Genomic DNA, 10,662 nt, shown 5'->3' on the forward strand with positions numbered 1-10,662 from the left:
GGTGGAGGAGGAACCGGTGCCGGCGGCACGGGGGCAGGCGGCGTACCGCCGACCGGGGCCGGGGCGGGACTGCCGTCCCCACCGCCCCCACCGCAGGCCGCCACGGCCAGCAGCACGGCGGAACTCAGACCCTTCAAGACAAAGCGGCGGCTCGCCAGATCGGCGCGCAAGACATCGGACACGTGAAACCCCTCCTGTGTTTGTGGAGGGATTGTCTCCAGAAGGAGCGCCCGAGCCGACCCCCGCAAACCCAGGGACTCAGTAAGCGGCTGTGAAGCGCTTGCGGATGTGTTTCGGCGTTTCGATCTCGTCGACGATCGCGACCGCGAGGTCGGCCACCGAGAGGCCGGCCGGCTTGTCGCCGTCCATCAGCAGCTCGTCGGCGCCGATGCGGAACTTGCCGGTGCGCGGGCCGGGCGCGAGCAGCGCGGCGGGCGACAGGAAGGTCCAGTCGAGCGCGGTCTCGGCGCGGATCTGGTTCAGCGCCTCGCGGGCGGCGAGCGCGCCCTGCTTGTACTCGGCGGGGAAGTGCGGCGTGTCGACCAGCTGCACGCCGGGCGCGACGAACAGGCTGCCGGCACCGCCGACGATCAGCACGCGCTTGATGCCCGAGCGCTTGACGCCGTCGACGATGGCGCGCGTGCCTTGCAGGAACACGTCGTGGATGCGCGGCTCGCTCCAGCCGGGGTTGTACGAGTCGACCACGGCGTCATGGCCTTCGACGGCGGCGGCCACCTGGGCGGCGTCGAGCGCATCGGCCTTGACGACCGTCAGGCCGGGTTGCGCGGGCAGCTTGGCCGGCGTGCGGGCCAGCGCGGTCACCTGGTGGCCACGCGACAGCAGTTCCTTCAGCACCTCGGAGCCGACGAAGCCGGTGGCGCCAATCAGGGCGATCTTCATGGAATGTTCCTGGGAGTTGTCGATGGCGCGATGATCTGCGCTTCACAATGGGTGCACCAGTCGCTCATTTCGAACAACATTCTTTAGCCAGGCTTCACGATCATGGATGACCTTCGCCGCATGGCCTTGTTTGCCGAGGTGGTGCGCCACGGCTCGATGAGCGGCGCCGCGCGGGCGCAGGGCATGAGCACCTCGGCGGTGAGCCAGCAGATGCGCGCGCTGGAGCAGGGCAGCGGCGTGACGCTGCTGCACCGCTCGACGCGCAAGCTGACGCTGACCGACGCCGGTGCGCGCTTCGCCGAGCACTGCCGGGCGATGGTGGATGCCGCCGAGCAGGCGCGGCGGCAGCTGACGCTGGCGCACGACGCACCGGTGGGCGAGCTGCGGATCTCGGCGCCGGTGGGCTTTGCGCGCTACATCGCACCGGCGCTGGCGCCGCTGCTGGCCGACCACCCGGGGCTGACGCTTCGGCTGCTGGTGGACGACGCGTTGATCGACCTGATCGATGCGCGCATCGACCTCGCGCTGCGTGCCGGGCGCATGCCCGATTCGACGTATGTCGCGCGGCGGCTGTGCAGCTTCGCGTGGATCCTGTGCGCGGCGCCGGCCTACCTGCACCGCCACGGCACGCCGCAGCTGCCGAGGGAGTTGCTGGCGCACCAGTGGATCGTGCTGTCACGCGACGGCACGGCGCTGTCGTTCGAGATGCGGCGCGGCGAGGGCGAGCATGAGTCGCTGCGGCTGGAGGCGCGCATCACCAGCAACAACCAGCTGAGCCTGCAGCAGATGTGCCTGGCCGGGCTGGGCATCGCGCTGCTGACGCGGGCGGATGTGGACGACGACCTGCGCGCGGGGCGCTTGGTGCAGCTGATGCCGGAGTGGCAGGTGCCGGGGATTCCGGTGTGGGCGGTGACGCCGCAGCGGGATGGGCAGCCGGCGAAGGTGCGGCATGCGGTGGCGGCGTTGGAGGCTTACCTGGAAGCGGTTCCGGGTGCCTCCGTCTGAGAGGGCCGTTGATTCACCGTTCGGATGAACACATCGTGGATCGAAGCGCGGGTCTTGGTGACCAAGGCTCCGGGCCGCCCTTGCCCGACAGGTTGGGCGATTGATTTGCGGTTCGCAGTAACTGAGTAGTACGAATATGAATGTTGGCAAGAAATGGCACGTGGCTGCGGCGATTGTGAATACTGGTTCAATGTGGATGGGAGGAGTTCGTGGGGCGCAGGTCAAGAATCTGTGGCAGCGTATGCGAGGGCATACTGAAAGGGCCAAACAAGAGGTTCAATCAAAGACAGAATTTTCAGCGACATCGGGTTTTTCTGGGGTATTGTTTCAAGAAATGCAGAGGGCTCTGCAGAAAATTGACACCCAGCAAATGATGGAACCGGCCCTGGCCGATGTTCTGAGTTGGGATGTCGACGAGCTTGACGATCACCTGAGTGGCAACGGCTGCCTGCGTAGTTTCTCGACGATTATCTCGAGTGCGACGGAGCTTGCGAAAGGATCAAATGAAGAAAATTGCTCCAGTGAGCGGCTCGCTGCGATAGGAGCCTTGAACAGGTTCTACTCGGAAAACAGGAGAGGATTGACTGCCATCAGCTCCGATTCAACCCGCGGCGTTAAGCCCAGCGACGCCGACTGTCAGAAGTACGCGGCGTTGGTCCGACAAGGTCTTGAATTGATGCGGGCTGTCGTGTCGAGCCCCGATCTGGAGTAGTTCCGAGAAGGGCGGGGTCAGGGAATCAACACCGCGCGATTGACATGGCGAATATCGGTCCTCCCACAAAACGCCATCGTCGTATCCAGCTCCTTCGCGATGATCTGAAGCGCCTTCGTCACCCCGGCCTCGCCCATGGCACCCAGGCCGTAGATGAAGGCGCGGCCGATCATCGTGCCCTTGGCGCCGAGCGCGACGGCCTTCAGCACGTCCTGGCCGGAGCGGATCCCGCCGTCCATCCAGACCTCGATGCGTGACCCCACCGCGTCGACGATGCCCGGGAGGGCCTCGATCGACGACAAGGCGCCATCGAGCTGCCGCCCGCCGTGGTTCGACACGATCAGCGCATCGGCGCCCGAGTCGGCCGCGAGCCGGGCGTCTTCCGCATCCAGGATCCCCTTCAGGATCAGCTTGCCGCCCCAGCGCTTCTTGATCCATTCCACATCGGCCCAGCTCAGCGTCGGGTCGAACTGGTCGGCCGTCCACGAGCCCAGCGACGACATGTCGGCCACGCCCTTCACATGGCCGACGATGTTGCCGAAGGTGCGCCGCTTCGTCCCCAGCATCGCCATGCACCACTGCGGCTTGGTCGCCAGGTTGATCAGGTTGGCGATCGTCGGCTTCGGCGGTGCCGACAAGCCGTTCTTCAGGTCCTTGTGCCGCTGCCCGAGGATCTGCAGGTCCAGCGTCAGCACCAGCGCGCCGCACTTCGCGGCCTTGGCACGGTCGATCAGCCGCTCGACGAAATCCCGGTCCTTCATCACGTAGAGCTGGAACCAGAACGGCGCCTTGGTGTTCGCGGCCACGTCCTCGATCGAGCTGATGCTCATCGTCGACAGCGTGAACGGCACGCCGAACTTCTCGGCCGCGCGCGCCGCCAGGATCTCGCCGTCGGCATGCTGCATGCCGCACATGCCGATCGGCGCCAGCGCCACCGGCATCGCGACGTCGACACCGATCATCTGCGTGCGCAGCGAACGGTTGGCCAGGTTGACGGCCACGCGCTGGCGCAGCTTGATCTTCTGGAACTCGCTCTCGTTGGCGCGGTAGGTGCCCTCGGTGTACGAGCCGGAGTCGGCGTAGTCGTAGAACATGCGCGGCACGCGCTTCTCGGCGAGCACGCGGAGGTCTTCGATGCAGGTGATCACGGGCATGGAGGGTCCTGAAATCCGGGGTAGTTCTCCGTTCGCACTGAGCTTGTCGAAGTGCCGGCGAGGTGCGCTGGCTTCGACAGGCTCAGCCCGAACGGAGGTGGGCGAGCGCCCGCCATGCTAGTCGGGTGTGGCGCTTGCTCGATCGGAAAGATCTTCCGGACTAACCCGACACCAACGCTCGCGCCTCGGCGAATGCTTCGTTCGCCACCGCGCCGCAGGTCTCGCGCAGCCACTGCGCAAACTCCGCCGCCGCGCCGTCGGCCGCATGCGGCAGCAGCCGGTATTGCCGCGTGGGCGTCGTCGCCAGTGCAAACAGCGGCCGCAACGCGCCACTCGCCAGCCACGGCCGCGCGAGGCTCGGCCTTGCCAGCACCACGCCCTGGCCGCTGACGGCCGCCTCCAGCGTCAGCCCCAGGTCGACCAGCTTCGTGCCCTGCGTCGGCTCGCCCCAGTCCAGGCCCGCCGCGCGGAACCACGGCGTCCACGGCTCGATCGGCGTGCGCAGCAAGGGCGCGTTGGCCAGGTCGGCCGGCGTGCGCAGCGGCGCCAGCCGCGCGATCAGCGAGGGCGCCGCCATCGCCATCACCACGTCGTGCATCAGCGGCGGTGCCTCGCCCATCGCATCGTCGAGGTGGCGCACCTCGATGTCGGCCTCGCTGCCCACCACGTCGAGGAACGGGATCGACAGCACGATCTCCAGTTCGACCCGCGGATGCGCTTCGGTGAACTGCTGCAGGTGCGGCACCAGGATCTGCCGCGCGAACGTGGGCGGCGCCGTGATGCGCAGCCGCTGCACCTGCTGCGCGGCACGCTGGTGCAGCGGCACCGCGGCCAGCAGGCCGAGCGCGGTCGAGACCTGGGCCAGGTACTCCTTGCCCGCCGGAGTCAGCACCAACGCCCGCGCAGAGCGCGTCAGCAGCGGCGTGCCGAGCAGTTCCTCCAGCGTCGCGATGCGCTTGCCGACCGCGCTCGCCGTCACATGCAGCTCATCGGCCGCGCGCTCGAAGCTGCCCAGGCGGGCCGCGCACTCGAAGGCGCGCAGGCCGTCGATCGACGGGTAGCGGAGGTCGGGCAGGCTCATGAAGCGCGATGATAGGCCGCTCGCCTGCACATCGAATTCGTTCGTTGACAAACGAATTCATTTGAATACACTGGGCCGCAACAGAACGACTGCGAAGGAAGCGTCATGGTGAGAACCTCGTCCATGGAGCCGGTGTCCGCGCGATTGCCCGGCGACATCTACCTCTGGCTGGCCGGCCTGGAAATCGAAGGCGCGCCCACCAACAGCGACAAGGTGCGGGTGCTGCTGTCCCAGTTGAAGYGCCAGTACGACGGTGCCTTCGATTACGCCGCGGCCCATGCCTGGGTGCGCGACCTGATGGGCGGCCTGCGCGACGGCCTGGTGGCGGCCGAGCGCGAATCCGGCCGACACTCCGACCTGCTGGCCGCCTCGCTGGAGCAGCTGACTTCCACGCTCGCGCTGGTGGTGTCGTCGCGCCCCGCCAATGCCGGCGAGGCGCGCGCACTGGAAGATGCGCTGGTGCGCCGCCTGTTCGCGATGGCCAATGGCCTGCTGCGCCAGGGCGCGACCAGCGAGGCATCGGCTTTCGATCCCGGCGTGGTGCGGCGACACTGGAAGAGCACGCTCGAACTCGCCCAGCTTCTCAACGACAAGCAAGGAGGTCCCCATGGCTGATTCCCTGAAGGCGCGCGTCGGCCGCGTCATCGTCGGCAGTGCCCATGCACTGCTCGACCGGCTCGAAGGCACCGCCCCCGAGGCGATGATGGAGCAGGCCCTGCGCGAGATCGACAAGGTGGTCGACGAGGTGCGCCACGAGCTGGGCACCGCCGCGGCCAACCGCCACCTGGCGCAGCAACAGCACGCGCTGCTGAACCGCCGCCACACCGAGCTGTCGGCCCACATCGACGAGGCGATCGCACAGTCGCGCGAGGACCTGGCCCGCGTCGCGGTGGCGCGCCAGCTCGACATCGAGGCCCAGATCCCGGTGCTCGAACGCTCGCTGGCCGAACTGTCCGGCGAAGAGACCGAACTCACCGGCTATGTCAACGCGCTGCTCGCCAAGCGCCGCGAGATGACCGAGGCGCTGCAGAACTTCCGCGCCTCGCGCAAGGCGGTGGCCGGCGGCACGGCGCATGCCGCCACCACGCGCAGCAGCGAGCGCAGGGTCGAGGCGGCCAGCTCGGCCTTCGACCGCATCTACCAGCGCGAGACCGGCCTGTCGCCGGCCGCCGCCGGTACCTCGATCGAGCATGCCGCGCGACTGAAGGAGCTGGAGGACATGGTGTTGAACAACCAGATCGAGGAGCGCCTGATGAAGCTGAAGGCGGCCCAGGCATGAACCTCCTGACGGCACAGCAGACCGTGCCCTTCGGCGCGGCCTTCGTGGTGATGCTCGGTCTCGCGGTGCTGGAGCTGGTCGGCCTGCTGTCGTCGTTCAGCCCGAGCGAGTGGATCGACCACTCGCTGCTGCCCGAGCCCAACTCCGACGCCGGCCTGGACGGCGTGCTGGGCTGGCTGCACCTGGGCAAGGTGCCGACGCTGATCCTGCTGGTGCTGCTGCTGGCCGGTTTCTCGATCTGCGGCTACCTGGTGCAGATGCTGGCCTCGGGCGTCAGCGGCGCCTACCTGCCGGGCCTGGTCGCCTCGCTGCCGGCCGGCGCCGGCGCCATCGCGGCGGTGCGCCTGCTCGGCGGCGCGCTCGGGCGGATCATCCCGCGCGACGAAAGCTCCATCGTCAGCGAACGCGAGTTCATCGGCCGGGTCGCCACCATCACCAGCGCGTCCACCCGCGAAGGGCTGGCCTCGCAGGCGCGGCTGCGCGATGCGCACGGCCGGGCCCATTTCCTCCTGGCCGAACCCGACGTGGCCGGCCTGGTGCTGGCCGACGGCATGGAGGTGCTGGTGGTGTCGCGCGTCGGCAGTATCTACAGAGTGATCGCAAACCCGCACCCGACGCTGATGTAGCGTGCGGGGCACCCACAACGTTTCGGATCCATCGAGGAGGAGGTCGTGATGAACAGTCTGATCGAGATCGGCGTGCTCGCCGCCATTGCGCTGCTGGCGATCGTGCTGATCGGCCTGGTGCTGGCGCGGCTCTACAAGCGCTCCACCAAGGAAACCGCGTTCGTTCGCACCGGCCTGGGCGGCCAGAAGGTCATCATGGACGGCGGCGCCATCGTGCTGCCGGTGTTCCATGAGCTGGTGATGGTGAACATGAACACGCTCAAGCTCGAGGTGCTGCGCCGCGAGCGCGAGAGCCTGATCACGAAAGACCGCATGCGCGTCGACGTGATCGCGGCGTTCTTCGTGCGCGTCAAGCAGACCGCCGAGGCGATCAGCACCGCGGCCCAGACGCTGGGCGCGCGCACGCTGAGCCCGAACGAGCTGAAGGCGCTGGTCGAGGACAAGTTCGTCGATTCGCTGCGCGCGACCGCCGCGACCATGACCATCCAGGAGCTGCAGGACAAGCGCCGCGAGTTCGTCCAGGCGGTGCAGAACGCGGTGGCCGAAGACCTCGAGAAGAACGGGCTCGAGCTCGAGTCCGTCTCGCTGACCAGCCTGGACCAGACCGACAAGCAGTTCTTCAACCCGAACAATGCCTTCGACGCCGAGGGCCTGACGCGCCTGACCGAGCAGACCGAGTCGCGCCGCAAGCAGCGCAACGACGTCGAGCAGGACACCGAGATGCAGGTGCGCACCAAGAACCTCGATGCATCGCGCCAGAAGCTGCTGATCGAGAAAGACCAGGAGTTCGCGACGCTGACCCAGCAGCGCGAGATCGAGATCGCGCGTGCCGAGCAGATGGCGCAGATCGCGCAGCAGCAGGCCGAGCGCAGCCGCGAGGCCGAGACGGTGAAGATCGAGGCGGAGCGCCAGGTGAGCCAGAAGCGCATCGTCGCCGAGCGCGAGATCAAGGCGGCCGAGATCGAGAAGAACCTCGCCGTGCAGACGCGCACCATCGAGAGCGAGCGCCAGACCGAGGTGCAGCGCGCCGAGCAGCGCAAGCAGGTCGAGATCGCGCGCCAGGACACGCAGATCGCGATCGCCAACAAGTCGCGCGAGCAGTCCGACGCCGATGCCGCGGCCAACGCGGCGCGCGCCGAGGCGGTGAAGTCGGAAGAAGGCGTGACGACGGCGCGCGAGGTCGCGGTGGCCGAGCGCCTGAAAGAGATCGAGCTGATCGAGGCCGACAAGAATGCCCAGCAGAAGGCGATCGCGGTGAAGGTGGCTGCCGCGGCCGAAAAGGACGCGACGGTCGATCGCGCCGAGGCGATCCGCATCGAGGCCGCGGCGCGCCAGGCGGCGGCGCTGGCCGAGGCCGAGGGGCGGCGCGCGTTGAACGACGCGCTGAACACGCTGTCGTCGGCCCAGATCGACCTGCAGGTGCGCATGCAGCTGTTGCAGCAGCTGCCGCACATCATTGCGCAGGCGGTCAAGCCGATGGAGCAGATCGAGTCGATCCGCATCTTCCAGGTCAACGGCCTGGGCCAGGGCGGCGAGGGGGGCGGCGCGGCAGGATCGGCTCAGGCCGGCGGCGGTGGTACCGGTACTGGCACCGCCACCTTCCCTGAACAGGTCGTCAACTCGGCACTGCAGTACCAGATCGCCAAGCCCATCATCGACGCGGTGATGAAAGACGCCGGCCTGAACAACCAGGGCATCACCGGCATCAGCGAGTCGATCGCCGCGATGCTGCCGCCGACGCGGCACGCCGACACCGCGTCGTGAGGTCGGTGGCGGTCAGGCGCCGCGCCGCTTGCGCGGCACGAAGTTGAGCTTGCCACCGGCCTTCAGCGCCTCGGCCGTCACCTGCACCGGCTGTGCCGGCTGGTCCTGCAGCTGGTCGGGGTGCCACAGCACGAGTTGCGCCGCGCCCTCGGGCACGTTGTCGATGCGGGCGATGCCGTTCTCGTCGGTCTTCGCGAACCACGGCGTGTCGGTCACGTACACCTGCCCGCGCATCGACGCATGCAGGTGGCAGCCCAGCCCGATCGGGCCGGCCGTCTCGACCTTGATGTCGGCCTGCGAGCTGCCGGTCTTCTTGCCGCGCGGTGCGGTGGGCCTGTCGTCGCCGTACTCGGAAACGCGGCCACCAGCCGCCGGCGCCGACTCCGCGGCATCCAGCCGGATCTCGAAGCTCTTCACCGCCGGCATGCTGCCCAGCGGCCCGCTCGGCACCGAGCGCACGTGGTGGTCGTAGCTGTCGCGGTTCAGGAAGCGCAGCGTCGTGCCGGCCGGCACCACCGTCAGGAAGGGCGCGAAGCGCAGGTTCTCCTGCGCGATCACGACCGGCGCCGCCGGCGGCTTCAGCAGCGGCTTGATCGCCGGCTCGATCAGCACGACGGTGTCGATGGCCGGCTTGCCGTCGGCATCGGTCACGAGGACCTGCACGCTGGCGGCCTGCGCGTCCAGCGCGAGGAGGGTGGTCAGGGCGAGCGCGAGGGCGCGCAGGGTCGGGTGGGAAGCGGTCATGGTGTGCTGCAGTGTCGTGGTCATGGGTGGTGGGGTTCAGGGTGTGTTGATGATGTCGCGGTGCATCGGCGCCAGGTTGGCGAGCAGCTTGTTCTGCGTGGTGAACGCGATGCCTTGCGCCTGCATCGCCTGCTGCAGCACCTCGACCAGCGCGTTGAAGTTGTTCTTGTTGATGTCCATGCCGGCGTGCGCCTGCTTCATGTCCGGGCCCTTGCGCCGGCACGGGCCGCCGGCGACCTCGCAGAACTGCGTGACCAGCTCGGCCTTCACGTGGGCCTGGTCGACATCCTTGAAGAAGGGGTTCATCCGCGGGTCGGCCAGCAGCCGGACCATGAAGTCGTCGACCAGCTTCACGAGGCCGGGCTGCGCGCCGAGCTGCTGGTAGAGCGCGTCGTCGGCGGGTGGGGTGGTGGCGGTCTGGGCGTGGGCGCCGCCGGCCGCGAGCGCCGCGCCGAGCAGCAGCGCACGGGCCAGCGTGGAAAGGATGCGGGTCATCGTGGGTCTCCTGGCAGGGATCAGAACGCGATCTGCGCCGATACATACGCGCCGCTCTGCCGGCGCGTCACGACGCCCGGCACGATCTTGCCGAGGTCGACGTACGCGGCGGTCAGCGAGAAGTTCTTGCACGGCGCCCACGCGATGAACACATCGGCCCAGTCGTCCTCCTTCAGCGCGCCGGCGCCGAGTGCGGCGTTGTCGCGCAAGTTGTCGGGCTTCGATCGGTATTCGATGCCGGCCGCGATGTTCCTGCTGAACAGGTACGCCAGCGAGAACTCGGGCTGCAGCCGGTAGCTGTCGTGGTCGGTCGCGCCGAAGCCGAGCAGGCCGTTCTGGTTGGCCTTGGTGGCGCGCAGCGTCAGGTTGGCGAGCACGCCCTGCGCGAGGAACAGCTTGGTCGCGCTGAGGTAGACATCGGTGCCGCTGTCCTTGGCGCCGAACGCGGTGAGCACGTCGGCCAGCGGCCCGGAATGGGCCTTCTTGTACTGCAGGCCGACGGCGAGCTGCGGCATCCAGCTGTCGCTGTCGAGCACCGCATCGCCGGCCACGCGCACTTTCAGGCCGACGATGTCCTGCTTCAGCCGCAGGTCGTTGAACGACGGATCGCCCAGCACGCCGGCCAGTGCACCGCCGACCGGGCCGGTGTCGAAGTCCTGGTGGGCGAGCGAGAACTCGACGCGATCGTCCCAGGCCACGGCGGCGCCGTAGCCGCTCAGGCCGTAGTCCTGCGTCTTCACGCGGGTCGCGAAGGCCGAGCCGCCGAACTCGCGGGTCGTGCCGTAGCCGCCGGTCACGGCCCAGGGTGTCAGGCCGCCGCCGGCCGCGCCGTCGATGCTGCTGACGCCGCCGGTCAGCAGCAGCTTGCCGCCATAGGTGCTGCTCTGGGCCAGCACCGGTGC

Annotated in this window: 12 protein-coding genes and 1 pseudogene; 6 read left to right on the forward strand and 7 right to left on the reverse strand. The window is 68.4% G+C overall.

Annotation, left to right across the window (positions count from 1 at the left end; translation table 11 throughout):
* A pseudogene (locus tag AC1D1T_RS25335) lies at window positions 1–182 on the reverse strand (peptidase S8); the annotation flags it as partial.
* A gap of 76 nt (window positions 183–258) precedes the next feature.
* Window positions 259–900 carry an NAD(P)-dependent oxidoreductase gene (locus AC1D1T_RS25340; RefSeq protein WP_047513143.1) on the reverse strand — a complete coding sequence of 214 codons (642 nt, stop codon included), beginning with the start codon at window positions 898–900 and terminating at the stop codon, window positions 259–261.
* Window positions 901–1,002: 102 nt separating this feature from the next.
* Between AC1D1T_RS25340 and AC1D1T_RS25345 the strand changes: the two genes are divergently transcribed.
* Together AC1D1T_RS25345 and AC1D1T_RS25350 are read left to right on the forward strand one after the other, a co-directional pair.
* A complete protein-coding gene (locus tag AC1D1T_RS25345; protein WP_477992710.1) occupies window positions 1,003–1,905 on the forward strand; it encodes a LysR family transcriptional regulator in 903 nt (300 codons plus the stop codon).
* 136 nt (window positions 1,906–2,041) lie between these two features.
* Entirely contained in the window at window positions 2,042–2,617 is a 576-nt protein-coding gene (locus AC1D1T_RS25350; RefSeq protein WP_477841546.1) for a hypothetical protein, read from the forward strand.
* Between the two features lie 17 nt (window positions 2,618–2,634).
* On the opposite strand, the gene AC1D1T_RS25355 is transcribed toward AC1D1T_RS25350, so the two are convergent.
* Window positions 2,635–3,771, reverse strand: coding sequence for an alpha-hydroxy acid oxidase (locus AC1D1T_RS25355; RefSeq protein ID WP_477992711.1), 1,137 nt, complete (start codon window positions 3,769–3,771; stop codon window positions 2,635–2,637).
* 160 nt (window positions 3,772–3,931) lie between these two features.
* Window positions 3,932–4,852, reverse strand: a complete 921-nt coding sequence (locus tag AC1D1T_RS25360) for a LysR substrate-binding domain-containing protein (protein WP_477992712.1) — start codon at window positions 4,850–4,852, stop codon at window positions 3,932–3,934.
* A 105-nt stretch (window positions 4,853–4,957) separates the two neighbouring features.
* Here AC1D1T_RS25360 and AC1D1T_RS25365 point away from each other — a divergent pair, with 105 nt between their 5' ends.
* The 4 genes from AC1D1T_RS25365 to AC1D1T_RS25380 are packed head-to-tail and all read left to right on the forward strand — an operon-like array spanning window position 4,958 to window position 8,521.
* Entirely contained in the window at window positions 4,958–5,467 is a 510-nt protein-coding gene (locus AC1D1T_RS25365; RefSeq protein WP_477992713.1) for a hypothetical protein, read from the forward strand.
* Window positions 5,460–6,131 (forward strand): PspA/IM30 family protein, encoded by a 672-nt coding sequence (locus tag AC1D1T_RS25370; RefSeq protein WP_477841540.1) that lies wholly within the window; start codon window positions 5,460–5,462, stop codon window positions 6,129–6,131. The genes AC1D1T_RS25365 and AC1D1T_RS25370 overlap by 8 nt, the downstream gene beginning before the upstream one ends.
* Complete coding sequence (locus AC1D1T_RS25375; RefSeq protein WP_477841538.1) at window positions 6,128–6,757, forward strand: YqiJ family protein; 630 nt, start codon at window positions 6,128–6,130, stop codon at window positions 6,755–6,757. The genes AC1D1T_RS25370 and AC1D1T_RS25375 overlap by 4 nt, the downstream gene beginning before the upstream one ends.
* 48 nt (window positions 6,758–6,805) lie before the next feature.
* A complete protein-coding gene (locus tag AC1D1T_RS25380; protein ID WP_477841536.1) occupies window positions 6,806–8,521 on the forward strand; it encodes a flotillin family protein in 1,716 nt (571 codons plus the stop codon).
* 12 nt (window positions 8,522–8,533) lie between these two features.
* Here AC1D1T_RS25380 and AC1D1T_RS25385 read toward each other — a convergent pair whose 3' ends face one another.
* Genes AC1D1T_RS25385 through AC1D1T_RS25395 form a run of 3 tightly spaced genes read right to left on the reverse strand, consistent with a single transcriptional unit; the run spans window position 8,534 to window position 10,656 of the window.
* Window positions 8,534–9,289, reverse strand: a complete 756-nt coding sequence (locus AC1D1T_RS25385) for a cupredoxin domain-containing protein (RefSeq protein ID WP_477828282.1) — start codon at window positions 9,287–9,289, stop codon at window positions 8,534–8,536.
* A 12-nt stretch (window positions 9,290–9,301) separates the two neighbouring features.
* Window positions 9,302–9,760, reverse strand: coding sequence for a group I truncated hemoglobin (locus AC1D1T_RS25390; RefSeq protein WP_477828283.1), 459 nt, complete (start codon window positions 9,758–9,760; stop codon window positions 9,302–9,304).
* A 20-nt stretch (window positions 9,761–9,780) separates the two neighbouring features.
* Window positions 9,781–10,656, reverse strand: coding sequence for a DUF3034 family protein (locus AC1D1T_RS25395; RefSeq protein WP_477992714.1), 876 nt, complete (start codon window positions 10,654–10,656; stop codon window positions 9,781–9,783).
* Between the last annotated feature and the right edge of the window lie 6 nt (window positions 10,657–10,662).

It is taken from the genome of Rhizobacter sp. P2_H3 (genome assembly GCF_056403355.1).

Excerpts from the sequence above, each read along its gene's own strand:
- AC1D1T_RS25340 (WP_047513143.1), bottom strand. The coding sequence starts at position 900 with ATGAAGATCGCCCTGATTGGCGCCACCGGCTTCGTCGGCTCCGAGGTG.
- AC1D1T_RS25345 (WP_477992710.1), top strand. The coding sequence starts at position 1,003 with ATGGATGACCTTCGCCGCATGGCCTTGTTTGCCGAGGTGGTGCGCCAC.
- AC1D1T_RS25350 (WP_477841546.1), top strand. The coding sequence starts at position 2,042 with ATGAATGTTGGCAAGAAATGGCACGTGGCTGCGGCGATTGTGAATACT.
- AC1D1T_RS25355 (WP_477992711.1), bottom strand. The coding sequence starts at position 3,771 with ATGCCCGTGATCACCTGCATCGAAGACCTCCGCGTGCTCGCCGAGAAG.
- AC1D1T_RS25360 (WP_477992712.1), bottom strand. The coding sequence starts at position 4,852 with ATGAGCCTGCCCGACCTCCGCTACCCGTCGATCGACGGCCTGCGCGCC.
- AC1D1T_RS25370 (WP_477841540.1), top strand. The coding sequence starts at position 5,460 with ATGGCTGATTCCCTGAAGGCGCGCGTCGGCCGCGTCATCGTCGGCAGT.
- AC1D1T_RS25375 (WP_477841538.1), top strand. The coding sequence starts at position 6,128 with ATGAACCTCCTGACGGCACAGCAGACCGTGCCCTTCGGCGCGGCCTTC.
- AC1D1T_RS25380 (WP_477841536.1), top strand. The coding sequence starts at position 6,806 with ATGAACAGTCTGATCGAGATCGGCGTGCTCGCCGCCATTGCGCTGCTG.
- AC1D1T_RS25385 (WP_477828282.1), bottom strand. The coding sequence starts at position 9,289 with ATGACCACGACACTGCAGCACACCATGACCGCTTCCCACCCGACCCTG.
- AC1D1T_RS25390 (WP_477828283.1), bottom strand. The coding sequence starts at position 9,760 with ATGACCCGCATCCTTTCCACGCTGGCCCGTGCGCTGCTGCTCGGCGCG.